The 25912-nt window shown below is 69.3% G+C and carries 26 protein-coding genes and 1 tRNA gene; 8 read left to right on the forward strand and 19 right to left on the reverse strand.

What is annotated here, in order from left to right; genetic code table 11:
- Positions 1–31: 31 nt before the first annotated feature.
- The 4 genes from F0Q34_RS18885 to F0Q34_RS18900 all read right to left on the reverse strand — a co-directional run bounded on the left by F0Q34_RS18885 (position 32) and on the right by F0Q34_RS18900 (position 5446).
- The gene (locus F0Q34_RS18885; protein WP_206668091.1) at positions 32–2158 is read right to left on the reverse strand and encodes a hydantoinase/oxoprolinase family protein; all 2127 of its coding nucleotides are present in this window, start codon (positions 2156–2158) and stop codon (positions 32–34) included.
- A complete protein-coding gene (locus F0Q34_RS18890; protein ID WP_149813825.1) occupies positions 2155–3957 on the reverse strand; it encodes a hydantoinase B/oxoprolinase family protein in 1803 nt (600 codons plus the stop codon). Before F0Q34_RS18890 ends, F0Q34_RS18885 begins: the two co-directional genes overlap by 4 nt.
- A 184-nt stretch (positions 3958–4141) precedes the next feature.
- Positions 4142–5077: a LysR family transcriptional regulator gene (locus tag F0Q34_RS18895; protein ID WP_149813826.1), complete on the reverse strand. Its 936-nt coding sequence runs from the start codon at positions 5075–5077 to the stop codon at positions 4142–4144.
- A gap of 105 nt (positions 5078–5182) precedes the next feature.
- A complete protein-coding gene (locus F0Q34_RS18900) occupies positions 5183–5446 on the reverse strand; it encodes a DUF2171 domain-containing protein (RefSeq protein WP_149813827.1) in 264 nt (87 codons plus the stop codon).
- 153 nt (positions 5447–5599) lie between these two features.
- On the opposite strand from F0Q34_RS18900, the gene hemN reads away from it, so the two are divergent.
- The 5 genes from hemN (at position 5600) to arfB (ending at position 11420) form a co-directional block, all read left to right on the forward strand.
- Entirely contained in the window at positions 5600–6928 is a 1329-nt protein-coding gene (hemN, locus tag F0Q34_RS18905; RefSeq protein WP_149813829.1) for an oxygen-independent coproporphyrinogen III oxidase, read from the forward strand.
- A gap of 109 nt (positions 6929–7037) precedes the next feature.
- Positions 7038–8990 carry a hypothetical protein gene (locus tag F0Q34_RS18910; RefSeq protein WP_149813830.1) on the forward strand — a complete coding sequence of 651 codons (1953 nt, stop codon included), beginning with the start codon at positions 7038–7040 and terminating at the stop codon, positions 8988–8990.
- Between the two features lie 14 nt (positions 8991–9004).
- The gene (locus tag F0Q34_RS18915) at positions 9005–9883 is read left to right on the forward strand and encodes a DUF2272 domain-containing protein (RefSeq protein ID WP_241665580.1); all 879 of its coding nucleotides are present in this window, start codon (positions 9005–9007) and stop codon (positions 9881–9883) included.
- Positions 9880–10992, forward strand: a complete 1113-nt coding sequence (locus tag F0Q34_RS18920; protein ID WP_149813831.1) for an NADH:flavin oxidoreductase/NADH oxidase — start codon at positions 9880–9882, stop codon at positions 10990–10992. Before F0Q34_RS18915 ends, F0Q34_RS18920 begins: the two co-directional genes overlap by 4 nt.
- A complete protein-coding gene (arfB, locus tag F0Q34_RS18925) occupies positions 10992–11420 on the forward strand; it encodes an alternative ribosome rescue aminoacyl-tRNA hydrolase ArfB (RefSeq protein ID WP_149813833.1) in 429 nt (142 codons plus the stop codon). Before F0Q34_RS18920 ends, arfB begins: the two co-directional genes overlap by 1 nt.
- 59 nt (positions 11421–11479) lie before the next feature.
- On the opposite strand, the gene F0Q34_RS22090 is transcribed toward arfB, so the two are convergent.
- Positions 11480–12139 carry an outer membrane lipoprotein gene (locus F0Q34_RS22090; RefSeq protein WP_194163327.1) on the reverse strand — a complete coding sequence of 220 codons (660 nt, stop codon included), beginning with the start codon at positions 12137–12139 and terminating at the stop codon, positions 11480–11482.
- A gap of 512 nt (positions 12140–12651) precedes the next feature.
- On the opposite strand from F0Q34_RS22090, the gene F0Q34_RS18935 reads away from it, so the two are divergent.
- Positions 12652–14124: a lytic transglycosylase domain-containing protein gene (locus tag F0Q34_RS18935; protein ID WP_149813834.1), complete on the forward strand. Its 1473-nt coding sequence runs from the start codon at positions 12652–12654 to the stop codon at positions 14122–14124.
- A 72-nt stretch (positions 14125–14196) separates the two neighbouring features.
- Here F0Q34_RS18935 and F0Q34_RS18940 read toward each other — a convergent pair whose 3' ends face one another.
- The 4 genes from F0Q34_RS18940 to F0Q34_RS18955 all read right to left on the reverse strand — a co-directional run bounded on the left by F0Q34_RS18940 (position 14197) and on the right by F0Q34_RS18955 (position 18249).
- The gene (locus tag F0Q34_RS18940) at positions 14197–15498 is read right to left on the reverse strand and encodes a bifunctional folylpolyglutamate synthase/dihydrofolate synthase (protein ID WP_149813836.1); all 1302 of its coding nucleotides are present in this window, start codon (positions 15496–15498) and stop codon (positions 14197–14199) included.
- Positions 15495–16457, reverse strand: coding sequence for an acetyl-CoA carboxylase, carboxyltransferase subunit beta (accD, locus tag F0Q34_RS18945; protein WP_149813837.1), 963 nt, complete (start codon positions 16455–16457; stop codon positions 15495–15497). The genes F0Q34_RS18940 and accD overlap by 4 nt, the downstream gene beginning before the upstream one ends.
- 102 nt (positions 16458–16559) lie before the next feature.
- Positions 16560–17468: a metal ABC transporter solute-binding protein, Zn/Mn family gene (locus F0Q34_RS18950; RefSeq protein ID WP_149813838.1), complete on the reverse strand. Its 909-nt coding sequence runs from the start codon at positions 17466–17468 to the stop codon at positions 16560–16562.
- A 73-nt stretch (positions 17469–17541) separates the two neighbouring features.
- Positions 17542–18249, reverse strand: coding sequence for a hypothetical protein (locus F0Q34_RS18955; RefSeq protein WP_241665581.1), 708 nt, complete (start codon positions 18247–18249; stop codon positions 17542–17544).
- A gap of 180 nt (positions 18250–18429) precedes the next feature.
- On the opposite strand from F0Q34_RS18955, the gene pip reads away from it, so the two are divergent.
- Positions 18430–19380, forward strand: coding sequence for a prolyl aminopeptidase (gene pip / locus F0Q34_RS18960; RefSeq protein WP_149813841.1), 951 nt, complete (start codon positions 18430–18432; stop codon positions 19378–19380).
- 52 nt (positions 19381–19432) lie between these two features.
- Positions 19433–19506: transfer RNA gene (locus F0Q34_RS18965), tRNA-Arg, on the forward strand.
- Between the two features lie 7 nt (positions 19507–19513).
- Here the strand turns inward: F0Q34_RS18965 and F0Q34_RS18970 are convergent.
- The 10 genes from F0Q34_RS18970 to F0Q34_RS19015 form a co-directional block, all read right to left on the reverse strand.
- Positions 19514–20755 (reverse strand): tyrosine-type recombinase/integrase, encoded by a 1242-nt coding sequence (locus F0Q34_RS18970; RefSeq protein WP_149813843.1) that lies wholly within the window; start codon positions 20753–20755, stop codon positions 19514–19516.
- Positions 20756–21202: 447 nt separating this feature from the next.
- Positions 21203–21469 (reverse strand): hypothetical protein, encoded by a 267-nt coding sequence (locus F0Q34_RS18980; RefSeq protein ID WP_149813845.1) that lies wholly within the window; start codon positions 21467–21469, stop codon positions 21203–21205.
- Between the two features lie 209 nt (positions 21470–21678).
- Positions 21679–21942, reverse strand: coding sequence for a hypothetical protein (locus tag F0Q34_RS18985; protein ID WP_149813847.1), 264 nt, complete (start codon positions 21940–21942; stop codon positions 21679–21681).
- Positions 21943–22091: 149 nt separating this feature from the next.
- A complete protein-coding gene (locus F0Q34_RS21885; RefSeq protein ID WP_161600942.1) occupies positions 22092–22256 on the reverse strand; it encodes a hypothetical protein in 165 nt (54 codons plus the stop codon).
- Positions 22257–22516: 260 nt separating this feature from the next.
- On the reverse strand, positions 22517–22819 hold the full coding sequence (locus F0Q34_RS18990; protein WP_149813848.1) for a hypothetical protein: 303 nt from the start codon (positions 22817–22819) through the stop codon (positions 22517–22519).
- A complete protein-coding gene (locus F0Q34_RS18995) occupies positions 22816–23148 on the reverse strand; it encodes a hypothetical protein (protein WP_149813850.1) in 333 nt (110 codons plus the stop codon). Before F0Q34_RS18995 ends, F0Q34_RS18990 begins: the two co-directional genes overlap by 4 nt.
- A gap of 342 nt (positions 23149–23490) precedes the next feature.
- On the reverse strand, positions 23491–23721 hold the full coding sequence (locus F0Q34_RS19000; RefSeq protein ID WP_149813852.1) for a hypothetical protein: 231 nt from the start codon (positions 23719–23721) through the stop codon (positions 23491–23493).
- A complete protein-coding gene (locus F0Q34_RS19005; protein WP_149813853.1) occupies positions 23714–24637 on the reverse strand; it encodes a DHH family phosphoesterase in 924 nt (307 codons plus the stop codon). The genes F0Q34_RS19000 and F0Q34_RS19005 overlap by 8 nt, the downstream gene beginning before the upstream one ends.
- Positions 24638–24955: 318 nt before the next feature.
- The gene (locus tag F0Q34_RS19010; protein WP_149813855.1) at positions 24956–25312 is read right to left on the reverse strand and encodes a hypothetical protein; all 357 of its coding nucleotides are present in this window, start codon (positions 25310–25312) and stop codon (positions 24956–24958) included.
- Between the two features lie 2 nt (positions 25313–25314).
- A partial coding sequence (locus F0Q34_RS19015) for a DUF2303 family protein (protein WP_149813856.1) occupies positions 25315–25912 on the reverse strand: 598 nt, incomplete at its 5' end.

Here is a 25912-nt window from a genome sequence, read left to right on the forward strand (position 1 = left end):
ATCTTCCTCCAGCAGCCGCCGGCCCGAATCGCTACGGGCCGGCCCCCGTATTGATGGCGATGTTGCCGTGGTCGTCGAGCCGTACCGTCATTCCGGGCGGTATGACACAGGTGCAGTCATATTCCTCCACCACCGCCGGGCCCTGCCATTCGCGCCCGGCCAGATGGCCGCGTTGCAGGACCGGCGTCGGCATCCAGCCATGTTCGGGGCCGAAGAAGGCGTCGCGCTGCGCGGGCGGGGCAGTGGCGGGGGCCGGCATGGCGGGCTTCGCGTTGCGCAGGGTGTCCAGCCGTCCGGCGGCGAAAAGATTCAGGCTGACCAGTTCCACCGGCTCCCCCGGGCCGGCGCGGTGGCCATAGGTGCGCTCATGCTCGTCGGCGAAGGCGGCATCCAGGCGGGCGGCGGTCGCTTCGTCGATCGCCCCTTCCGGCATGGAAACGGAAAGCTCATAGGCCTGGCCGCGGTAATGCAGCTTGGCGAAGCGGCGCAGATGGATCTGCCCGGGCGTGAAGCCATCCGCAGCCAGCTTCGCCATGGCCTGTTCCTCCAGCGCCCGCCAGGCGGCCGCCAGCTCCGGCACGTCCAGGGCGCCAGTGATCTGACGGAAGGTGCGGGACAGGTGATACTCCACATCCGAGTGCAGCAGGCCGACGGACGAGAAAACGCCCGCCGAAGGCGGAATGATCACGCTGCGGATGCCGAGGGAGCGCGCCATGCCGGCCGCGAAAAGCGGGCCATTGCCGCCGAAGGCCACCAGGGCGAAGTCGCGCGGATCGCGCCCGCGCTCGGAGGACACCGCCTTGATGGCGCGGATCATGTTCGAGGCGGCCACGAGATGCGCGCCATAGGCCGCCTGCTCCACCGGAAGGTTCAGCGGGGCCGCGACCTTTTCCGTGAAGGCGGCGCGTGACTTCGCGGCATCCAGCTTCACGGCGCCCCCGGCCAGGTGGCGGGGATTGATGTAGCCGAGCACGACATTGGCATCCGTCACGGTCGGCTCCGTGCCGCCAAGGTCGTAGCAGACGGGGCCGGGGAAGGAGCCGGCGCTCTGCGGCCCGACCTTCGGCGCGCCCCCGGCATCGATGGCGATGATGGAGCCGCCGCCCGCGCCGACCTCGGCCAGGTCGATGGCGGGCACCTTCAGCACATAGCCCGCCCCCGACATCAGCCGGGAGCCGATCATGATGCCGCCGCCCACGGAATATTCCTCCGCCCGCGACACCTCGCCATTCTCGACCAGCGCCGCCTTCGCGGTGGTTCCCCCCATGTCGAAGGAGATGACCTTGTCGAAGCCCGCGCGCCGCGCCAGGGATTGCGCGCCGATGACCCCGGCCGCCGGCCCGGATTCGATGATGTTGACCGGCATCTCCGCCGCGACCTCGGCGGGGGTGAGGCCGCCATTGGACTGCATCAGCAGCACCGGCGCCGTGACCCCGATGCGCCGCAGATCGCCGCCCAGCGAGTTCAGATAGCGCCCGACCACCGGCTTCACATAGGAATTGATGACCGTGGTGGAGGTGCGCTCGTATTCCTTGATCTCCGGCAGGACTTCCGAGCTGATGGAGATCACCATCCCCGGCGCCTTCCGCCGGATGATGTCGCGGATCATCCGCTCATGCGCGTCGTTGACGTAGGAATGCAGCAGGCAGACGGAGATCGCCTCCACCTTCTCGGCGAGCAGCCTGTCCAGCACCGCCTCGACCTCGGCGGGATCGAGGGGGCGTTCGATGCCGCCCCGGGCGTTCACCCGCTCATCGACCTCGCAGCGGAGATACCGCTCGACCAGGGCAGGGGGCTTCTCCCAGGTCAGGTCATAGAGCCTGGGCATGCGCAGCAGCCGCAGTTCCAGCACATCCCGGAAGCCCTTGGTGGTGATCAGCCCCGTGCGCGCGCCCTTCAGCTCCAGGATGGCGTTGGAGGCCACGGTGGTGCCGTGCAGCAGCTCCACCACATCCGCGGCGCCCAGTCCGTTCTCGGCGAAAACCTCCTCCAGCCCCTCGCTGATGGCGCGGGCATAGTCATCGACGGTCGACGACACCTTCTTGGTGATGACACGGCCATCCCCCCGCATGATGGCGATGTCGGTGAAGGTGCCGCCGATATCCACGCCGACCCGGATGCTGTTCATGGCTTGGTTCTCCACGATCTTGTTCGTCATTCGGCGGCGGCGGCCAGGAGGGTGGGCTCGTCGCGGAGGACGAAGGGGGTGGAGGACCAGCCCCGCCCGGCGCGCAGCCTGGCGCGCAGGGCCTGGCTGGCGGGCAGATCGACGCGGCGATGGTCATCGGCCAGCACGATCCCGTAGAACCGGCGCGCCGCCTCGGGGGAGACGAATTCGTTCCGCACATCCCGCAGCACATGCTCGGGGTCGCGCTCCAGCGGGTCGCCCCATCCCCCGCCGCCGGCCACCTCATGCGTGAACACGTCGCCCTTGCGGATGCGGTCGTAGAACTTGGCGGGAAAGACCACGCGCTCGCTTCCGGCGCGGGCGAGGTAGTTCATGGAGGGAGCGCCCGGATAGCCGCCATACAGGCCATAAGGACGGATGTCCCGGCGGTCCGAGCGGATCGAGATGGTGGCCTCCTCCCCCGTGAAGCGGTAGATGCGCCGGTAAGGCGCGCCGCCGCGATACTGGCCGGGGCCGCCGCGGTCGCCGATCAGCTCGTAGCATTCGACCCGCAGGGGCTGCTCGGCCTCGATGATCTCGGAAGACTGGCCGGCCATGTTCGCGAACATGTTGGAATTGCCGTCCAGGCCATCGGCCCAGGGCCGCCCGCCCCAGGCGCAGCAGGTGAAGTCGCAGAAGATGTAGGGCTTGCGGTCGGCATCGTAGCCGCCGATGGAGATGTTGGTGTTGCCGCCATCCGAGGCGGCGAAGACCTTGCCCGGCACCATCTGCGCCAGTGCCCCGAACACCGTGTCCACCATGCGGAAGCCGGTCAGGCCGCGCGCCGCGACGGAGGCGGGCAGGACGCAGTTCGTGATCGTGCCCTCGGGCGCGATGACCTCGACGGCGCGGAACACGCCTTCATTGTTCGGGACGCTGTTCTCCATCACCGACAGGAGCCCGCAATAGGAGGCCGATTTGGTGAAGGAAAGGGTGGCGTTCAGCGCGCCGCGGACCTGGGGCGAGGAGCCGGTCCAGTCGAAGGTGATGCTGTCGCCCTTCTTGGTGATGGCGACCCGCAGCAGGATCGGCTTGCCCACATCGATGCCGTCATCGTCGATCCAGTCGTCGAAGGCGAAGGTGCCGTCGGGAAGCTTGGCGATCTCGGCGCGGGTCAGGCGCTCCGAGTGGTCGAGCATGGCGTCGATGAGAAGCTGCACCTTCGGCACGCCATATTGCCGGCAAAGGTCGATGAAGGCGACCTCCGCGACGTGGCAGGCGGCGAGCTGGGCGCGGAGGTCGCCGCCCACCATCGTCGGCACGCGCACATTGGCTTCGAGAAGTTCAAAGAAAGTCTCGTTGCGTTTCCCGGCGTCGAAGATCCGCATGGGCGGGATCCGGACGCCTTCCTGGTAGATCTCGATGGAATCCGGGGCGTTCGATCCCGCGACGCGGCCGCCCACATCGGTGTGGTGGGAGATGGTCGCCGCGAACGCGACCAGCATCCCGTCAACAAAGATCGGCTTGAAGATGAAGATGTCCGGCAGGTGCATCCCGCCCGTGAAAGGATCGTTCAGCGCGTAAACATCGCCCGGCCTGATCTGCCCCTCGAAGCGTGCCCGCACGGCGGCGAGGGCGGTGGGCATGGAGCCGAGATGCGAGGGCAGGGAGAAGCCCTGGGCGATCATGCGCCCCTGGGCGTCGAAGAAGCCGGTGGAATAATCGAGATTGTCCCGGAGCACGGCGGAGTAGGTCGTGCGGTGGATCGTCAGCGCCATCTCGTCGGCGACGGACAGCAAGGCGTTCCGGAACAGCTCGAAATCGAAGGGATCAAGGCTGGGGGTCGGCATGCGCGCGCTCCATTCAGGCGGAAGGCGCTCAGCCCGGCCTCGCAGCGTTTCCGGTTCGAAAACCGGGGGCTGAGACGGGGAAAGGAGACGCCCTGCCATGTGCTTCCGCGGCAACGACAGCGGAGTGGCGGCGCCTTGTCCAATTTTTAAGCATAACCGTTGCCCATTAGCGGGGCTTATCGGTTCACGCGCATTGCTGGGCCACCTTGCCGGCGATCTGGGCAAGCGAGGAGATGAGCTTGCCGCCCGGCGCGGTGGCGAAGCTCGCCGTGAAATCCAGCTTCGGCAAGCTCACCCGGGTGTCCACGATCCTCAGCCGCCCTTCCTGAAGCTCCTGCATGATCAGGATCGGGGCGATGACGCAGATGCCGATATTGTCGAGGGTCATCTTGATGATGGTCGAAACCGAGGAACTGCAATGGATCTGCGGAGTCTTCAGGGAATTCTCCTGAAACATCTCCAGGACCTTGCGGTAGGGGATGGTTGTCTTGGGAAAGCAGATGAGCGGGTGCTGGCTCAGCGTCTTCAGCGAAACGGGCTCCTTGCCCAGGTCCAGGGCGACGCTGGCGACAAAGGACAAGGAATAGGAACAAAGGTCGAGGCTGGTGATGCCCGGTTCCACCACCTTGCCCAGCAGAAAGGCCAGGTCGATCTCCTGCCGCATGAGGCGCGTCCGGAGATTGGTGGAAACATCCACCTCGATCTCGAAGGTGATGGAAGGGTACTGGGTGTTGACGGTGCCGATAAAGGAAGGCAGCCAGGTCTGCGCAATGGTTTCCGCGACGCCAAGGCGGATGAGCCGGCTGGTGGCATGCGGATCGGCGATGGCCTGCATCATCTCCATGCGCCCGCGCAGCAACCGGTCCGCATGCATGAACAGCACCTCGCCCTTGGGCGTCAGGGAGGTGCCCTTCACCGAGCGCTCCAGGAGCCGCCCGCCGACTTCCGCCTCCAGGCTGGCGATGCGCTGTGAAACCGCCGGTTGAGTCATGTAAAGCGCGTCGGCGGCCCGCGCGAAGCTTTTCAGCGTGGCGACCGAGTAGAAGACTTCCAGGGTGCGGAACTCCATCGTGACCTCTTGCGCCTGCCGGTGCAGCTTCAGGAGGCCAGGGTGCGTCAAGACATCGCCTGGAACAAGACAAGTGCGCCGCCGTTCGTGAAGTGGCGAACCACGGCTGGCCGCCCCGCGCGGCACGCCGGAGGGGCGGCGCCGGGCGGCGCGATCTCAGGAGATCGTGTTCTTCCGGTTTTCCTCCTCCTCCATGGTCACCGCCACATCGGCATTGGCGGAAAGGCGCACGGCATTCGCCTCCACCTCTGCGATCAGGCCGAGCGGGACGTAGTGGTGGTGGCCCTTGTGCGAGCCCTGGCCGCTGTCCTTCCGGGTCAGCTTGATGCGCTCGCCTTCGATGCCGTCCACCGTGCCGATATGCACGCCGTCGGCTCCGATGACCTCCATGTGCTCGCGGATCTGGCTGGTGTTGACCATGGCGTCGTTGCTCCGATGAGGGGGTGGCGGAGCAACAACGCCCCGGCCGTTCCGGGGATGCAGGCCCGGCTTCCCGGCGCGCCGGGCCGGATCGCGCCGCGACCTTGATCCAGCGCAGGGCGGAGGCCGCGCCCGCCGCCTAGGCTGCTGCGCATGACCCCGGACCGCCTCGCCGAATACGCCGCCGCCAGCCTGCCCCGCTACACCTCCTATCCCACGGCGCCGCATTTCGCCCCGCTGGCGGAGCCGGAATACCGCCAATGGCTTCTCGGCATCGGGGCGGGCGATGCGCTGTCGCTTTATGTGCACATCCCGTTCTGCGACCATCTGTGCTGGTATTGCGGCTGCCACACGGCGGTGACGCGGGCGCCGGGGCGCCTGTCGCGTTACGTGTCCGGCCTGGAAGCGGAGGCCGCGCTGCTGGCCGCCACCATGCCGGCGCATGGCGGCGTGGCGGCGCTGCATCTGGGCGGCGGCACCCCGACCTCGGTCGGGCCGGAAGGACTGGCCCGGCTGTTCGCCGCCCTGCGCCAGCGCTTCCCCTTCCGCAGTGGCGCCGAGATCGCCATCGAGCTGGACCCCCGCACCCTGACCCCAGCCCTGGCCGATGCGCTGGCGGCGGGCGGCGTCACCCGTGCCAGCCTCGGCGTGCAGGAGATCGACCCGGCGGTCCAGGCGCGCATCGGCCGGGTGCAGCCGCGGGAGCAGGTGGCGCTGGCGATGGCGCTGCTGCGTGGGGTCGGCATCCGCGCCATCAACCTGGACCTGATGTATGGCCTGCCCGGCCAGACCGCCGCTCATGCCGCGGCCAGCGCCGCCTTCGCGGCGGAGCTGGGGGCCGACCGGGTGGCGGTGTTCGGCTATGCCCATGTGCCCTGGATGAAGCCGGCGCAGCAGGCCATCGACACGGCGCTGCTGCCAGGCCCGGCCGAGCGGCTGCAGCAGGCGGAAGCGGCGGCCTCCGCCCTCGCCGTGGCGGGCTACCAGCGCATCGGCCTCGACCATTTCGCCCTGCCGGGGGACAGCATGGCACGGGCGGCCGGGGAGGGCGCGCTGCGCCGCAACTTCCAGGGCTACACCACGGATCAGGCCCCGGTGCTGCTGGGGCTTGGTGCCTCGGCCATTGGCCGGCTGCCCTCCGGCTTCGCGCAGAACCTGCCGGCGGAGCGCGCCTGGCTGGCGGCCCTGGCCGAAGGGGCGCTGCCCGTGGCGCGGGGCCGGGCCCTGAGCGGGGAGGACCGCCTGCGCGGCCACCTGATCGAGCGGTTCATGTGCGACCTGGCGCTGGACATGGCGGTTATTCCGGAGGCGGTGCTGCGGACCGCCTGGCCGCGCCTCCTGCCCCTGCTGGCCGATGGCATCCTGGCGGAACGGGCCGGGCAACTCTGCCTGACGGAGGAAGGACGGCCCTTCCTGCGCCATGTCGCGGCGGCCTTCGATGCTTATCTCGGCACGGGCGGCCGGCACAGCGCCGCCGCTTGATTGCCCGCCAAGGTTGTGGTTCCCGATCCCGGAAGCTGTCCTGGCGTGCGTTGGCGGCGATGCTGGCCTATCATGCCGGGACGAGGCTGGAAGGAATCCGGGGATCTCCATGGTCGAAATGCTGCCTGAGGCTGACCGCGATCGGTTGATCGCCTTCCTGCATCGGCATCTGTTATGCGCCGTCGCGATGGACGGCCTGGAGATCCCGGCGCTGCGCGAAACCCATGCGCCCTTCGCCACCGCCAATTGGTGCTGGACCGCCGATGCGGCTGGCGCCGTGGAATTGCTGGCGCAGCCGGCCCTGGCGGGCCAATGGGGCGCGATGCGGGACGGGCTGACCGATTTCCTGCTGGCCATGGGCACCGGCAACTTGCTGCTGCGCCGCGTCGCCGCGCCGGAGCTGCGGGTGGAACGCGACAATCCGCGGGATTTCGCCATTGTCACCGCCGGCCATGAGTTCCGCGGCGACCTTTCGCGCGGCGTCGTCCGGCAGGCGGTGCGCGGCGGCGTGGCGCAGCGGGAAATCCACCACACCGGCCACCTGGCCGAATTCCGCCTCGGCCGCCACCGCCACTGCCTCGACATCGAGGACACCATTGTCGATTGCGGGCTGGAACAGCGGCCGGATGGCGTCCTGCTGTTCCATGAAAGCCTGCTGAAGGGCACCACCGGCCTGCTGCGCAAGGCCGAGCAGGTGGTGGGCCGCGTCCGCTACGAATACTGGATCGAGGCCAGCGACCCGCGCGTTCTGGTGCAGGTGACGCTGCGCGCCGAGCCCGGCGTCGCGCTGCAGGATGTGCGCCTGACCACCGCCGTGGACGAGTTGTCGGGGGAAGCGGTGCGCCCGATCAGCCGCGTGCATCTCGGCCAGGGCCGCGAGTTCGGGGCGGTGGCGCTGTCCGGCTCCGGCGTCGCGACGCTGCGCGAAGGCGCCGCCCCCGACATCGTCAGCCTGATCGAGGATGCGCCGCCGGGCACCGCCAACGGGATGCATCTGCGGCCGCTGTCCGGCGAGCACCTGTTGAACGTCAAGGCGCAGTCGGTGGATGGCCGGCTGCACTGGCTGATCACCCGCTACGCCACGCCGGAACTGGCGGCGGGCGGCATGTTCCAGATCAACGAGGCCCGGCTGCTCACCGCCGGCACCCTGGCCGCGGCGATGCCGAGCTATGCCGGCATCCTGTACGACCCCGCCATCCTGTCGGGCCGCGATGCCGGCGTCATCGCCGATCACGGCGTGGCCTTGAATGCCGTGGCGACGCAGTTGCTTTGCGTGGCACGCGGCGATTACGCCATGGCGGCCGAACGCGTCGCCATGCTGCGCGACTGGTATGACCGGCACCTGGACGGGCTGTTCGCCGGCATGGCCGAGGGCGATTCCCTGCCGCCGCGCCGTTCCTATCTGCGGGCGCTGTGCTTCGCCCTGTTGTCGCTCGATGCCATGCAGCGCTGCACGCCCGAGCCGCGCTACGAGGCGGCTTTGTCGCATGGCCTGGACCTGCTGCTGTCGCTGCAACGGCCGGACGAGGCCGGCGGCGCCTTCACCGATCAGCATCAGGCCGCCTATCTCGACTGCCATGCCGCAGCCATCCTGGCGCTCGCCCGGATCTCCCTGGCGCGGCAAGATGCGCGTCTGCTGCCGGCCCTGAAGCAGGCGCTGGGCGCGATCCGCGTCGGCTCCGTCAAGGTTCCGCTGGAGGACGGGTTGCACAGCCTGGACACGCCCTTCGTGCGCAGCCGCCGCCCCGATGGCCGCTGGGAGGATGATGGCGGCTTCTGGACCTTCAAGCTCGGCCTGCTGCTGCGGGCGCTGACGGCGCTGCGCCTCGCCCATGATGCCGGCGCCACCGTGCTGGAAGGCAGCCAGTTGCAGCGCCTGCAAACACTGAACGACCTGGCGCTGCGCCAGCTGCGCGCCCGCATCCGGCCGCAGAATGGCGCGCTGGAGGTGCTGACCAGCCCATTGGCCGCCGAAGGCAATGCCGCCACCCAGCCCGCCGCCCTGCTCGGGCTGCTGGCGCCGGATGCCGCGGTTGCCGGGCGGCTCGGCGCCGAGGCCTGACCGGGGTCATCTCCATGGCCGCTTGTTCCCGCTGGCTGGCGGGCGGGATGGCGCTGCTGCTGGTTCTGGCCGGATGCGCCACGCCCGCCCCGGCGCCGCCGGCCGAACCGCCGCTCAGCTATCCGCCGGATGTGCGGGACCGCCTGCTCCGCCTGGCCCTGGAGGAATGGGCGGAATGGGGAAGGCTGGTTTCCACGCCGGCCGCTGCCCCCATGCCGGGCCAGGCCATGCAGGCGCTGGAGGATGCCGCCACCCCCGGCCCTGAATCGGCTCTGGCCAACTTCCCGCGCGTGCTGGCCTATTGGCGGGCCGTGGAGAATGGCGAGGCGGCCGGCGCCGTTGCCCGCAACCGCGCGCGCTACGCGGTGGCGCTGGCCCATCCGGAGGCGGCGGCGCTGCCGGGCGGCGGCGTTTGGCGCGAGCCCGCCTGGTCGGCCGCCTTTATCAGCTACCTCATGCTGCGCGCCGGGGTGGACCGGCGCGAATTCCCGTCTTCCGCCGCGCACAGCTTCTATGTCGATGGCATGCTGGCCACCGCCGCCGGTTTTCCGGACCAGGCGCCCTTTCTGCCGCGCGACTGGGCATCCCATGCGCCGGAGCCCGGCGACCTGGTCTGCGCCGACCGTTCGCGCCGGCCACTGGCCGGTTGGCGCGGCCGCCTGGCCGAGGCCGGGGAATTCCGACCCATGCATTGCGACCTCGTGGTGTCCGTGTCGCCCGGCTTCGTGGAGGCGGTGGGGGGCAATGTGGGCGATGCCGTGACCTTGTCGCGCTTCCCGGCCGATGCGGCGGGGAGGTTGTTGGCGCGTCCGCCCGGCGGCCCTATCTGGTTCGCGGTGTTCGAGAACCGCCTCGGACGCCTGCCGCCCTGGAACCGGAGCCCCGCTTCATGACCGATCTGTTCGAGCCGCTGACGCTGCGCGGCGTCACCCTGCGCAACCGCATCGGCGTCGCGCCCATGTGCCAGTATTCCTGCGCCCCGGATGGCAAGGCCACCGAATGGCATCTGGGCCACCTGCAGTCGCGCGCCGTGGGCGGCTCCGCTTTGGTGATCGCGGAGGCGACAGCGGTGGTGCCGGAAGGCCGCATCACGCCGCAGGATCTCGGGCTGTGGGAGGAGGGGCAGGCCGCCGGTCATGCCAGGCTGGCCCGCGCGGTCGCCGCCGCCGGTGCCGTTCCAGGCATCCAGCTCGCCCATGCCGGGCGCAAGGCCAGCGCGGCCGCGCCCTGGGTCGGCGGGCTGGCCAGGGAACATGGCTGGACCCCGGTGGCCCCGAGCGCCGTCGCGTTTCCCGACATGCACCAGCCCCGCGCGCTGGACGAGGAAGGCATCGCCGGGGTGATCGCCGCCTTCGCCGCCACCGCGAAGCGCGCCATCGGGGCGGGCTACCGCTTCATCGAGATCCATGCGGCGCATGGCTATCTTCTGCACCAGTTCCTGTCCCCGCTGGCCAATCACCGCAATGATGGCTGGGGCGGCGACTTCAACGGCCGCACCCGGCTGACGCGCGAGGTGGTGTCCGCCGTGCGCGCCGCCATTCCGGATGAAGTGCCGCTGGCCATCCGCATCTCCCACACCGACTGGGCCGAGGGCGGCTGGAACACCGAGGAAAGCGTCGAGCTGGCGCGGCAGGTCAAGGCGCTGGGCGTGGACCTCGTGGACGTGTCCTCGGGCGGGCTGGTGCCGGCGCGCATTCCCCTGGGCCCGGGCTACCAGGTGCCCGGCGCGGCGGCGGTGCGGGAAGGCGCCGGGCTGCCGGTGGCGGCCGTGGGGCTGATCACCGAGCCAGTGCAGGCCCAGGCCATCCTGAACGAAGGCAAGGCCGACCTGATCCTGCTGGCGCGCGAGCTGCTGCGCGACCCGTACTGGCCGCTGCGTGCCGCCGCCGCGCTGGGCCGCACCGCCGCCCTGCCGACGCCGCCGCAATATGACCGCGCCTGGAGCGCCCTGGGCGAGACCCGCATCGCCGCCGCCATCGCGGAACCGGCCCCGGCGCTCTGATGGCGCGCATCCCGGTGACGGCCCGGCTGTCCATCGACGAGGGCGAGCTGACGGAAAGCTTCGCCCGCGCCTCGGGGGCGGGCGGGCAGAACATCCAGAAGGTGGAAACGATGGTGCAGTTGCGGTTCGACGCCCGCAACTCGCCTTCCCTGCCGGAGCGGGTGCGTGACCGGGTGCTGGAACTGGCCGGGCACCGGGCCACGGCGGGCGGGGAGATCATCATCACGGCGCAGGAGCACCGTTCCCAGGCGCGCAACCGGGAGGAAGCGTTGCAGCGCCTGCTGGAGCTGCTGCGGGCGGCGGCCGCGCCGCCGCCGCCGAAGCGCCGCCCGACTCGGCCGACGCTCGGCTCCAAGAAGCGCCGGCTGGAAGGCAAGGCGCAGCGCGGGGCCACCAAGAAGATGCGCGGCAAGCCGGCGATGGATTGAAGCGGCGGCGCCGGCCCGTCGCCCAAGAGGTGGGGCAGGACCAACCCCGCCCCGCCTTCTCAGTAGCGCGCCGGCGCCGTGTAGACCGGCACGCCCTGCGGGTGGCCGGAATAGGGCTGGCCGGAATAAGGCCGGCCGGAATAAGGCTGGTCATGATGGGTCGCGCCGTGCGGCGGCGGGGGCGGCACATAGGCGCCCTGGGGCGGACCCCCGGCGGCGCGGCTGATACGGGTCCGGTCGCCGCGCACGATCACCACGCGGTCACCCGCCTGCAGCCCTTCCTCGCCAGTCTGCACCACCGAGATGTCGCCGCCATTGTCCTCGCGGATGAAGTATTCCACCGCGTTGCCGCCGCTGACGCCGCCGCCAATGGCGTTGCCGGCCAGGCCGCCCAGGATCGCGCCGCCCAGCCCGGCCAGCGCGTTGGAGCGCCAGTCGCCGCCGATGAAGCTGCCGCCGACGCCGCCCGCGATGGCGCCCGCCGCAGTGCCGACGCCCGAGCCGCCGCCCTGCACATGCACCGGCCGCAATCCCACGATGGTGCCGTAGCTGACGGAGGCGGCGCGGCCCACCGCGCCGCTGCTGTAGGTGGTGCCGGTCTGCTGCGGCGCGCAGGCGGCCAGCCCGCCGCCCAGAACCAGCAGGCACGCGGCGGCGCGGGCCATGGCAAGCCCCCGGCGGCCGGCCGCTTGGTGAAGATCATGCGCGTTGCGCGTCATCTCGGCATTCTCCCGCCTGTTGCGGCCAGCGGCATCGATACCTGCCGCGCTGGCCGGCATGGGTCCTCGTGGAAAAGCGGAGCCACCGCGCCCCGGTTGCAAGGCCATGGGCGCGGAGTCCACCATGGGGCGGAAGCTGCCGCCGGCGCCGGGCGCTGTCCAGTCACCGATGGTGACGGCGATCCGGCGCCGCAACGACTCGGCGGCGTCTCGCCATGGCGGCCCGGCGGCCATGCCGCCCCTGGCGCCAGCCTGGCCAATTTTCCGCCTGTCTTGCCAAAACAATGCCTTAAAAGATTTCGCGCAAGCTGCGCCGGACGCATTGTCAGCTTGCACCTGCCGCTGTGCTCCTGTAGGCGGAAAACGGTTGACGTTTCGCTCACTGCGGCGCGTCGGGAAGTTCGGCTGGTTCACCGCGTGGGGGCGCGGCACCGGTCGCCAGGGGCGCGGCGCTTGGCCGCCCGCCCTGGAGCCGCCTTCCGGCCAGCCGTCACACCGACGGAGAACAGGGGATGACTCCGTTCCGACTTCGCCCGACCCGTGCCCATGCGCGCGCGGTGATGGCAGTGGGGGCACTGGCTCTACTCGCGGCCTGCGGCAGCAGCCAGCAGGCGCGCTCACCTGTGACGGCCACCGCGGCCGCGCAGGCGGCAGCTTACCCGCAACCATCGACCTATGATCCGCCAGGCTCGGCGAGCGATCCGTGGGGGCCCTACATCAAGGAGGCCTCCCGCCGCTTCGACGTGCCGGAGCGCTGGATCCGCGAGGTGATGCGGCAGGAAAGCGCCGGCAAGGTCAATGCGCGCAGCCCGGTGGGCGCGATGGGCCTGATGCAGGTCATGCCCGGCACCTATGCCGAACTGCGCGACCGGTATGGCCTGGGCAGCGATCCCTACCATCCCTGGAACAGCATCATGGCCGGCACGGCCTATGTCCGGCAGATGTACGAGTTGTATGGCAGCCCGGCCTTCCTGGCGGCCTACAATGCCGGCCCGCGCCGCCTGGAGGAATATCTCTGGAGCGGCAGGGGCCTGCCGGCCGAAACGCGCAACTACGTCGCCCGCATCGGCCCGCGCATCGTCGGCACGCATCCGGGCAGCCGCGCGGCGCCGGAGGTTTATGCCGCCGCCGAGATCCCGCTGAACATCCCGCCCGGCCCGCGCCGCGGCGACACCGCCACCATGCTGGCGCTGCGCGAGCAGCGCAACGCCGTGGACCCTGGCATCAGGGTCGCCACCCTGCCGGCCGGCCCCGTGGTCCGCATGGAGCCGATCCCAGATGGCTCCACCTACGAGCCGGTGCAGGTGGCCAGCCTGGACCCCGCCGTCGGCAGCAACGTGGTCCGCATGGAGCCGATCCCGGACGGCTCGACCTATGCCGCCGAGAAGCCGGCCGAGCCGGCGCCGCTGCCCGCTCCGGTGGCGGCCCCGGTGCCGGCGGCTTCGCCATCGCTGCTGGCCGCGGCCGCCTTGCCGCGTTCCGCCGCGGCCGCGACGGTGATGGCGGCGGCGGCGGCGAAGCCCGCTTCGCCCACCCAGTCGCGCATTGCGTCCGCCTTTGCCGAAGCGCCGCGTGCCGTGAGCAAGCCGCCCGTCACCCAGCCGGTTCGCGAAACGCGGCTGGCCAGCGCGCCGCGCGGCCCGGGCTTCAGCTTGATCGGCACCGCCCATGCCGCGCCCGTGGTGGCGCCGGCGGCGAACACGCTGCGGCTGCCGGGCCAGGGCGGAGCGCCAACTGGAACCAATGGGGAATGGGGCGTCCAGGTCGGCGCCTTCGCCTCGGCCAATCTGGCGCGCAACGCGGCGAATCAGGCGCGCGGCCGCCTTGGCATCAGCGGGGCCCGCACCGTTGTCGAAACTGTGGGATCGGGCAGCGCCACGCTGTATCGCGCCCGGGTGATCGGCCTTTCGCGGGACAGCGCCCAGGCGGCTTGCAGCCGGCTGCGCAGCTCCGGCGCCTGCCTGATCGTGGCCCCGGACGCCTGAGGCGCCCGACCTCCGGAACCGAAAAAGGGCGGCACCTGATGGTGCCGCCCTTTTTCATGACCGGAGGCCGGCTCAGACGATGGCGGTGCGGTCCGCCTTCAGCACCTCGCCCGCGAGGTAGAGGCTGCCGCAGATCAGCACGCGGCCGGGCGGGCCGCCCTTCGCCGCGATGGCGCGCAGCGCATCCGCCACTTGCGGGCCGGCCTGGGCGTGGCCGCCGCTGGCCTCGATGATGGCCTCCACCGGCATGGCCAGGTGCTGGCCCGGCTCGGCCACCGCCCAGAGGCTGTCGGCCAGCGGGACTAGCGGCCGGAGGAAGCGCGCGGATTCCTTGCCCTGCTTCATGCCGACGACCAGGTGGCGCGGGCGGTCCTGCCAGAGCGGCAGCTGCGCCGCCAGCGCCTCTCCGGCGCCGGCATTGTGGCCGCCATCCAGCCACAGCTCCCAGTCCGGCGGCAGCAGCGCCGCGAGGTCGCCATGCAGCCTTTGCAGCCGCGCCGGCCAGGTGGCGGTGGCAAGGCCGGCGGTGATCGCCGCCTCCGTCAGCCAGGACGGGTTCCAGGAGCGCAGGGCGGCGATGGCGATGCCGGCATTGTCCGCCTGGTGCGGCCCGGGCAGGGCCGGGCGCGGCAGTTCCAGCACCCCGCCGGGATCGGCGTAGCGGAGCCCGCTCTCGGTCGGCTGGATGGTCCAGTCCTGGCCGCGCACGGCCAGGGTGATGTCGAGGCTGGCCGCCACGTCCTCCAGCACCATCTGCGCCTCGGGCGGCTGGTTGCCGGTGGCGGCGGGCGTGCCGCGCTTCAGGATGCCGGCCTTCTCTCCGGCGATCTTCGCCAGCGTGTCACCCAGGAAGTCCATGTGGTCCATGGAAATGCTGGTGATGGCGCAGGCCACCGGATGGTCCACCACGTTGGTGGCATCGAACCGGCCGCCGAGCCCGGTTTCCAGCACCAGCAGGTCTGCGGGGACGCGGCTGAACAACAGGAAGGCGGCGCCGGTGATCACCTCGAACACGGTGATCGGGGCGCCGGCATTGACCTGCTCCACCTCCTCCAGCGTGGCTTCCAGGAGGGCGTCGGACACCAGCGTGCCGGCCATCCGGATGCGCTCGTTGAAGTGGACGAGGTGAGGCGAGGAATACACATGCACGCGCTGCCCCGCCGCTTCCGCGATGGCGCGCAGGAAGGCGCAGGTGGAGCCCTTGCCATTGGTGCCGGCGACATGGATCACCGGCGGCAGGTTGCGCTCGGGATGGCCGAGTGCCGCCAGCAGCCGCCGCAGGCGGCCCAGCTCAAGGTCGATGACGCGCGGGAAAAGGCTGTGCAGCCGTTCGATGATCGCCTCGGCCCGGCCGAGGGGTGCGTCCCCGCTCACGCTTCCGGCGCTGCCTTCGGCGCGGCGACGGGCGCAGGCTTCATGGCATCCACCGGCGCGGGCGCCATGGCATCGGCCAGGGCCGGGGCGGGCTCGGGCACCGTGCCGGGCAGAACCGGCTCGCGCAGCAGGCTGATCACCTGCGCCAGCCGCTCGCGCATCTCGCCACGCTTCACCACCATGTCGAGGATGCCATGCTCCAGCAGGTATTCGGCGCGCTGGAAGCCCTCGGGCAGGGTTTCGCGCACCGTCTGCTCGATGACGCGCGCGCCGGCGAAGCCGATCAACGCCTTGGGCTCGGCGATGTGGATGTCGCCCAGCATGGCGAAGGAGGCGGTGACGCCGCCGGTGGTGGGATCGGCCATCACCACGATGAAGGGCAGCCCGGCTTCCTTCACCATCTGCGTCGCGATCACCGTGCGCGGCATCTGCATCAGGCTGACCGCGCCTTCCTGCATGCGCGCCCCGCCCGAGGCGGTGAACACGATCAGGGGGGCATCCTGCAGCACGGCGAGCCGCGCGGCCGTGACGATGGCCTCCCCCACGCCGGGGCTCATGGAGCCGCCCATGAAGCCGAACTCGAAGGCGGCCACCACGGCGCGGCGACCCTCGATGGTGCCATGCGCCACCATCACGGCGTCGTCCATGGCGGCCTTGGCCTGGGCTTCCTTCAGCCGGTCGGCATATTTCCGCTGGTCGCGGAAACGCAGCGGATCAACCGGCGCCTTGGGCAACTCGATGCGCTGAAAGCCGGGATCAAGCGTGTATTCGATGCGCTTGGCGGCCGGGATGCGCATGTGGTGGCCGCAATGCGTGCAGACATGCAGCGCCCGCTCCAGGTCGCGATGAAAGATCATCTGCTCGCAGGCGGGGCATTTGTGCCAAAGATTGTCCGGCACCTCCTTGCGCCCGAGCCATGTCTGGATCTTCGGCAGCGCCCATTCGCTGATCCAGTTCATGCGCGATCCCCTCGGTACTGCTGTGCGGACAGGCCGGGGTGGTAGGCCCAGGAGCCGTGTGGAGGCAAGAGCCTACAGCGCCGGAGCACGCGCGCCCCGGGCTCAGCCGCCCCGCATGGCCGGCACCAGCAGGCCGACATTGTGGCGGAACATCGCCGCATAGCCCGGCGCCGGACCTTCCGGCGCGGACAGCGCATCGGCATAAAGGCGCCCCTGCACCTTGACGCCCGCTTCGGCGGCGAGTCGCCGCAGCGTCGCGGGATTGGCCATGTTCTCCAGGAAGACGGCGGTGATGCGCTCCCGCTTCAGCAGGCGGATCAATGCGCCGACCTGTGCGGCGGAGGGCTCGCTATGCGTGCTCATGCCCTGGGGCGCATGGAAGCGGACGCCATAGGCGGCGCCGAAATAGCCGAAGGCGTCATGGCTGGTGACGACCTTGCGGCGCTCCGGCGGCACCGTCGCGATCTGCTCGCGGACCCATCCATCCAGCGCGCCGAGTTCCGCCGCCAGGGCATCGCCATTGCTGCGATAGATGGCGGCGCCTGTTGGGTCGGCGGCGGCCAGGGCGGCGGCGATGGCGCGGGCATAATGCTGGCCGTTGCGCAGATCCTGCCAGGCATGCGGATCGGCGGCGTCGGGGCCATGATCATGGCCATGGCCGGTAGGCTCCAGGCGGCGCGGGGCCAGGCCCTCCGTCACCGTGGCCACCGCTCCGGAATAGCCGGCGGCGCCGAGCAGGCGGTCGATCCACCCATCGAAGCCCAGCCCGTTGCGGATCACGAGGCGGGCGCCGCGCAGGGCCTGCGCGTCGGAGGGGCGGGGCTGGAAGGCATGCGCGTCCACATCCGGGCCGGCAATCACATGCAGCGCCACCCGCCCGCCCGCGACCCGGCCGACCAGGTCGCCCAGAATGGAAAAGGAGGCAACAACCGGCAGCGGCGCCTGGGCGCGGCCGTATCGGAGGGCGGGGGCGGCCAGGGCGAGCCCCAGCAGGCCACGACGTGCGAGCATAGCGGAAAGCCTGTAATGTTATAAAGTTCCAAATGCCCTGACGGGATGCTCCGCGCAAGCGCTTCCCTCGCGATCAGGACCGGCGGAACATCCGCATCAGCCTTGTCCAGATGCCATCCGGGCGCCTGGCGATCCGTTGATGCGCCACATGCGGCCGGCGGGCCGGCGGGGGCAGGGCGCTGGCCAGGGTGTGGCGATCCCCATCCTGCGCCGCGATCAGCCGTCGTTCCAGTGCCACAACCTGCGCCACCACTTCCGGTGGGTTGGTCGCCGCCAGTGCCTCCACCGTGTTGGCCGCGTCGCTCCAGGCGCCGCTGCGGCGAAGCGCATCGATCACCCGCACCGTCTGCTCAGGGTCCAGCGCCGGGCCGCTGCGCCACAGTGCCACGGCATCCTGCCGCCAGATCACCGCCAGATCGGACTTGCCCAGGTCATCGGCCACCCAGGCGGCATGCAGCGTGGCCTCGGCCGCGGCGTGGAGCGCGCCGGTTTCCTCCAGCACATGCGCCCAGGCCAGGAAGCGCCGCGCCAATGGCGGATGCGCGCTGTCGACGATCAGGGCCCGGAACGGAGCGGCCCCTACCGCCTCGGCCGCCGCGGGATGGGCGCGGCCGATATCGGGGGCTGCATAGCCGCAATGGGGGCATTGCTGCAGCCAGCGTGCCATGCTGCTCCGCAGGGGCTGGCCTGGCCGCAGGTCGAGATCCGGCGCCTGTTCCGGCGGGTGGGGCCGGAACGGAACCTGCCGGCTTTCCGTGCCGCACACGGCGCAACGAAGCATGCCGGGTGGGCCGCCGGGGCGTGAACCGGCGGAAGGGGAGCCCGCGGAGGGTGAGGAAGTCGCCATCCCCCTCAAACTAGGCATGAAGCGGCGCCAAGCGAAGTCCCCTGGCCGTGCAAAGGTTGCGGAAATGTCGCATCGATGTTGCGCCCGCGAGGCGGCCGCGCCAAACATCGGCCTATGCCCCGCGGCGACCTCTTTCCTGATATCGCGCCCTATGAGACGGGCCTGCTGCCCCTGTCCGGCGGCCATGTGATGTACTGGGAGCAGGTCGGCAACCCGCGTGGCCAGCCGGTGCTGTTCCTGCATGGCGGGCCCGGGGCAGGGGCGGGCGCGGTGCATCGCCGCTTCTTCGACCCGGCGCATTGGCGCGTGGTGATCTTTGACCAGCGGGGCTCCGGCCGGTCGCGGCCGTTGGGCGAGCTGGCGCACAACACCACCCCCCATCTTGTGGAAGATATCGAGACGCTGCGGCGCTTCCTCGGCATCGAGGAATGGCTGCTGTTCGGCGGCTCCTGGGGCTCCACCTTGGCGCTGGCCTATGCCCAGGCGCATCCGGAGCGGACCCAGGGCTGCGTGCTGCGCGGCGTGTTCCTGGGCCGCCGGCAGGAGGTGGAATGGTTCCTGTGCGGCATGCGCCGGGTGTTCCCGGATGCCTGGGCCCAGTTCGCCGAGCATTTGCCGCCGGATGAGCGGCATGACCTCCTGGGTGGTTATCTGCGGCGGCTGACCGACCCGGACCCCCAGGTGCATTTTCCCGCCGCCCGCGCCTGGAGCCAGTATGAGGGCCTGTGCAGCACACTGATGCCCAGCCCCGAAACGGTGGCCAGCTTCGCGCAGGACCGCAGCGCCCTTGGCCTCGCACGGATCGAGGCGCATTACTTTGCCCATGACCTGTTCCTGCCGCCGGAAGGATTGCTTGGCCGGATGCAGCGCATCGCCCATCTTCCGGCGGAGATCGTGCAGGGGCGCTATGACATGGTTTGCCCTGCGGAAAGCGCCTTCGAACTGGCGGCGTCCTGGCCACGGGCGCGGCTGACGGTGGTGCCGGATGCGGGGCATTCCGCCCTGGAGCCTGGCGTGCGGCTGGCGCTGGTGGCCGCGGTGGAACGGTTCCGGCGGCGCCCCTGAACCGCATCCTCCTGGTTCCCTGTTCCGCCGATCCACGCTAGATTGGCCAAACGTCTCCGTAGCTCAGCAGGATAGAGCACCAGATTCCTAATCTGGGGGCCGTGGGTTCGAATCCCGCCGGGGACATTTCAAATCAAGCACTTATGAGGCGCAGACGCTTCTGGTTTCCGGGGTCCGGAAACTGGTTTCCGGTCCGTGTTCCGGGTCCGGAGAACGCTGTTCCCAATGGGCGATTCGCCTCCCAGGCGGTGATCGCGCCGGCGGCCACATCGCCGCGCCGCGGGATGTAGGTATCCAGGATCTTCATGGTCTGATCGATGCTGTGCCCGGACACAGCCGCGATCTGGCTCGGGGTGGCACCTGCCAGGGCCATCTGCACCATGCCGGTCCGCCGCAGATCGCGGCGCTGCAGGTCAGATAGCAGCTGCTGGCGGATGGTGGCCTTGGTTCTCTCGCGCACCTTGCCGCGCTTTCCGCACAACGGCGTGGCCCTCAGCGCCTCACGCGCCAAGGTATGGTTTACCGCCTGGAGGTGCTTGTCCCAGGCGCGGGCGAAGTTCCGCTTCAGCCATGGCAGGCCGCGTGGCGAGGGGACCAAGAGGTGCTGGTCCGCAGGCAATGCGCGCAGGATCTCGGCCAGCGCTGAATGGCAGGGAGTCCAGACCAACGCAGCCGTCTTGTTCTGCCGGAGCCCGATCCAAAGGCGGCCGTCCACCTGGTTCTCGTGCAGATTGTCCCGGGTCAGGGCCAGGACATCGGAAAGCCGCTGCACCGTGTAGAGCAGCAGGGCCATCCCTGCCTTCAGGCTGGGCCTCGCATCGGCGAGGAAGAGGTCAACCTGCTGTTGGGTCCAAACCTCCGTGCGGGGACTCACCGGCACCAGGGTCACGTCCTCCGTCGGCTTGCTGCTAACCAGACGCCGCGCCTTGGCGAAGCTGAACAGGATGCGCAGCATTCGGACCAAGCTGTTGGCCTTATGCCGATGGCCTCGCTCCGCCACCTTGTCCCGGATTGCATAGATCACTGCCGGGGTGATGTCGGCCAGCCGGACGCCATGCAGGTCGCCTAGCAACTCTTCCAGCTCGTAGGCATATTGGGTCCTGGTAGAGGGCTTCTTGTCGCGAAACTCGGGAGAGGCCTTGTAGGCAGCTACCAGGGCCTCGAAGTTGCGGGGATCGAGGGTGCGAGGCGCAATGGCATCGCCCCGGATGTCACGCAGCCATTCAATGGCTTTCTCCCGATCTGAGCCGAGAGCTTTCCCCGTCTTGCGGTCGAAATAATAGATTCGCTCTGTGCCGTCAGCGAGCCGCTTGCGGACGGGTTTGAGCCCGGCCGGAATAGCCTCGCGTGGCGCGAGCGGCGGTGATGCCGTCATGGCGCTCCTGGATCCTTCTCAATAGCGCCTCCTCCCCCGTCGAAAGGGTGCCCTCCTGCACCTGCTGGTCTGTCAGCGGGCTTCCATCCGACTGGAGCGGCGGGGCAGCGCCGATTCCCGCCAGGCGGTCAGCGTGCGCGTCCAGAAGCCTCTTGTCCCAGGTCAAACGTCGGCCGGTCCGGCCGCGGCGAAGGGGGCGAGGCCACATGCCGGCCTCAACCTCGGACGCGAAGAGATCCGGGCCGACCCCAAGATAGGCCGCTGCCTCCTTCTGGTTGAGAAACCGGCTTTCAGGCATCGGCTATCCCGCCCATCCCCACAGCGAGAAAACAAGGCACAGTGCGCCCGCGCAGACCAGGCAGCGGATCTCGCAGCGGTCGATGGGCAGGCGGGGGAGAGGGGCAAGCAAGGTGTGGGGTGACGGCGCACCCGCCTCCGCGTCGTCCGTCATGGCGTCTCCACCCCCGGCTCCCCATCCTGCTCGGGCGGCTGCCCCTGCTGCTGCTCTTTGAGGAGCGCGTCATACCGCTCCAGCGCCGCCCAAAGCAGGCGCACATGCTCGGCGCTGACGATCATGCCCTGCCCCTGCATGGTGTCGTGCCAGTGGCGAATGCAGCGGGCCGCCTCAATGACTTCCAGGGCAGCTTTCCACCGCGCCTCCTCGGCTTCAGGAGTCGGGGTCGGTGAGGAAGGATTGTCGTTTCGATCAGTCATGGCTCCGTCTCTGTGCCGCTGCGGGTCTGGCCGCGTATGTGGCCGCACTTTCATTAGGACGAGAGGCGCTCGAGGTTGCATCAGCCTGAACACGACGCGCCGGAGACGGCACCAAAGCCGCGGTCCGCGTGTGACCAGGTGGAGCCGAGAATGCTTAACCGTGTAGAGGATCCAGCGGTTGTCTGCGTCCGAAACGTTCGGTTGCTCGGTCATGCTTGCCCCTCGCTGGGTGCGGCCAATAGCGCATTGTCAAAATCGCCCGCAAAGAAGCGGTCCAGGATTTCATCGCCCAGCGCTGTCATGACTGCGCCGAAAGCAGGGCTGGGGGAGGATGAGTTGATGCCTATGCGATCTCCATCAATCGTCAGCAGAACAGCACCTCGCAGCCCGTGCTTCTGAACCAGCGCGCGTAGAGCGCGCGTCAGCGGGTGGTTGGGATCGTGGTCGCTCTGGACCTTGGTTTCAGACGACACGGGGCGCCTCCAAAGCTGCAATTCGCCTCCGGAGCTTTTCGGCCGCCTTGTAGATGGCCGGCTCATTCCCCTCGCCTGTGGCTAGGGTGTTCATCAGCCGTTGGATGACAGCGCGCAGGTCATCTGCGGTCGCCGCAAGGTTCGGTTGGTCAGTCATCGTCTTCACCGCCGATGCCATCGCCGCCGCAGGCGTCACATTCCCAAAAGTCTTCCTCCTCAGCAGAAAGTGGCGACTGACACATGATGCAGAACGCGCCGTGAGGTGTGCGGATAATGTGACTGGCGCACTCCGGCCCCTTCGTTTCAGACTTCATCTGACCCCTCTCCGCAAAGGGCGAGCACCCGCCGCCGCGCCGCTTCCTCATCAATGCGCTGCCCCCAGGGGAACGGCTGATCGGTCAGCACCGCGTGCGCCTCTGTCCACGAGAGGCCGCCGCGCTCGGCCAGCCTGCGGAGAGACTGCCCACCGTGATTGCGCTGCGCTTGCCTCTCATGTGGCGCGATAATCGCCCAGGGTATGCTGGCCCTGAGATGGCGCGGACCAAGGATCGGGAAGCGCTGCTCGTTCGGTTGGTCAGTCACGAGCATCCTCCCGGAACTCGCGAAAGACAGCCGCTAACGCATCAGCCCAAATCGCTGGGTCAGCCCCGCGCAGATGGAGCATCATCGCGAAGTTGGCGAGATCAACGTGGTTCCAGATGTTCGTCTTCTGCATGTGGTCAACTAGAAGCTCGGCCAGATACTCAACAGTGCATCTGTCGGGGTTGTCCCATCCGCTTCGTCCCTTTGCGCGAGCCGTTGCCAGCTTGCGCTTCATGTCTGCCGCAAAGCGGTCAACAGCCAGATCGTCGGGATGGACATTCGGTTGGTCGGTCATGGCGCGCTCCCCAGGGCCTCGCGAAGAACCCGGACGCAGGCCCAGCACTCAGCCTTGTTGGCGTCGCCATACTGGTCCTGCGCATGCTGGCGGTTCATCTCGATGACCTTCTCTGCCGCCGCCCGGAGCCGCTCGATCTCGGCTGCCGAAGAGGGAGCGGCGTTCACTGCGGCCACGGCACGCGCCGCGTCATCCTCCCAATGGAACGTCGCAACCGGCCTCTGCCCTTCGTAGACGTGGATGCCGTAGTGCCGGCCGACGCGCCAGCGGCTCGTTTCGCTAATACGATCCGGCATTGTGTTAACGGCAGGGTTCGGCTGGTCGGTCATTCACTCGACCCCGTCAGAGCCGCGCGCAGCATCACGTCCCAGCACTCCTGCGCTGACCAGCCTGTCGGGCGGTGGGGGAATTGGCATGAAAGGCAGCGACCATGGCCATGGTTGTCTCGACCGGTACGAGCACGTGGGTGGGAGGGGTGGCGACAAATGGTGGCGGGCAGGGGCCGAGATAGCGCGGGATGGCTACCTGCAGCACCAGGCGCGCGTCGGCCACATCAGAGGGTTGCGGGTAGCTGGCGTTCGGATGCCGCTTGGCTGCCAGGGCGCAGGCGGCAGCCCACACCAGCACGCTTTCCCCTATCGGCGCCTCATGCCGAGAGCTCGGTTGGCCGCTCATGTGCTGCGCTCGCTGTCATAAACCGCGACGATCATCACCTTCTGGGCCTCCCGCGCGCATTCGCGTCCCTTGCCTGCCCACTCCGCGACCTCGCGCGCCTCCGACGATCGAAGCTCTTTCGCTGCCAACCTCACCTGTCGCATCGCCTCGTCAGCGGCCTCTATGAGCTGCAGCATGTGGCGCTGGTGCAGGAGTCTCTGTTCCGCGTCGCTCGGTCGGTCAGGCATCATCACCCTCCCAGCCAGGTGCTGCCTGGAAGCCCGCGGCATTGCGATGCCCGCCGCCGCCATAGAGCTTCGCGACCGCGCTGACATCGGCGCCACCATCGCTGCGGGAGCGCAGGCTGAAGACGCGAGCCCCAGGCTTGTCGTAGTAGCAGGCCGCGAAGGGTGCCTCCTCCGCCATCAGGCCGGCAGCATCGCTGGCCATGGTGTAGGGCAGGTTGGCGACTGGCACCTCCTGCCCAGCGATGACCATGGTCCGGCGCGTCACCTGCAGCAGCTCGGCGACATCCTTGCGGTGCTTGCGCTCGATCGCCGCGCCTTGGCTGATCATCTCTTGAAGCGATTCCGGCCAGGCGCAGGCGGTCGCCAGAATGTCCCAGGCCGCGAAGTCGTAGGCGTAGGAGAAGATCACCGCCTGGATCTCGCGGGTGCCCGTCAGGGCAAAGCGCCAGAGGTCGCGATCCTCTACATGGCGCACCAGGTGCGGCACCGGTGTGCCGGGATGGAAGAACTCCCAGGCCAGCCTGGCGCCGCTCTTCTCCATGTCGAACCAGGCCGCGCAGGCGGGATGGCCCTGGTTTTCCAGGAGGTACGCATCCTCGGTGATGTGGTACGTCCAGGGATCGAGCGGCCGATCGAAATGAGTGACAGCCCTGGGCATCCAGGCCAGTGCCTCCGCCGCCGTCTTGTGGTGGTCCAGCACCAGCAGCGACTTGGCCCGCTCCGCCATGCGGCGCAGCACCGGCTCGGGGTAGGAGAAGTCCACCAGGATGACACGCCGGCCGGCCGTGTCGGGCGGCTCCTGGCCGTAGATCCCTGGGACGAACTCGGCGTCCGGGAAGCGCTTCCAGACAGCCCAGGCGGCCGTGAAGCCGTCGGCGCAGTTGCTGTGGTAGATGCAGAGGGGCGGGGCGCTCATTCCGCATCCCTCTGCCAGAACCCGCCGCGCGGGCCGGTCACCGCCAGCAGCACGACAACGGGGGCCAGCACGAGCATCATCGCGAAGGTGAGGGCGGTCTTAAGGGCCGTCTTCATGGAGCGTCCTTTCGGGGGGATGAGTGGAGTGCGGCCACGCGGCGCAGAAAAGCCGCGATACGGTGAGCACTGCCTGTTTCATCGTCGTCTACGTGGTCCAGGTACACGGCAGCGGCCTCCAGCTCCCACGCTTCGGGAGCGGGCTCCGCAGCCTCGACAATCAGAGCGGGAGCAGAGTCCAGGCGGGCGGTGCGGGGAGGAATCATGCCGGCACTTCACCGGCTCGCCGCAGCGCCCGCAGCTTCCTCCGCATTACGTCGCTCATGGCGCTGTTCGCCCGCCGGCGATAGGCGTACTCATCTGCCTGCGCGAAGAGGCCTGCGCCCTCCGCCAGGTCCTCCGCCATGCCATACATGCCAGCGGCATCGCGGAAGCCTTCCACAGCAGTAGCCAGGAGTCCCTTCGTGGCACGCTGTTGCGCCGCCTCCGCCAGAGCCTTCGCCTCCAGGCACAGCTGATCGATGCGCTCCTGCCGGCTGACGATGGCAAGGTTCACATGCGGCGGAGGCGCCAGGCAGTCGCGCAGCTGAGCAGCGATCCGCCAGATGCTGCTCATCATGGTCATGCCTCCGGCGTACCGATGAACACCGGCAGGTCGGTGCCCTCGCGAACGGCCTTCAGCGCGCGATCGAAGGCGTCGAAGAAGACGACATCGGGCCGGTACCGCTTCATGATCCAGAAGATGCGGCCTTCGCTGCGCCGGTACTGCAGGCGCACCGGCATCTTGTAGGCGCTGTCGCCGTCGAACACCGGGATGCCGATGATGAACAGGTTCGGCACCTTCAGCGGCTGGCCGGTGCTGTCGCGGTGCTCCGTGCGGTACACCACCTCCACCTCACCGGAGGCGAGGTTCTGGGCATTGGTGACCTCGGCCGATTCCGTCATCTTCAGGCTGCGCGCGATCTCCAGCAGCCTGGAGGGGCCGGCGATCTCACCCTTCAGGATCTGCAGGAGGTCCAGGGTCAGGGCTCCCGCCTCCGTCCGGCCATCCTCCGGAGGCGGCACGATGTCCATGATCCGCTCTTCGATGAAGGCGGCGAAAGTGGCCTGCGACAGCGCGGAGCCGTCCACTTTGCGCCAGGCTGTTGATTTTTGCTGAGATCTGACCCGGGAGGGGTCAGAGTTTTCGCTGAGAAATGACCCGTGTCTGTTCACCTCC

The sequence above is a fragment of the Teichococcus oryzae genome, from assembly GCF_008386565.1.
Taxonomy (GTDB): domain Bacteria; phylum Pseudomonadota; class Alphaproteobacteria; order Acetobacterales; family Acetobacteraceae; genus Pseudoroseomonas; species Pseudoroseomonas oryzae.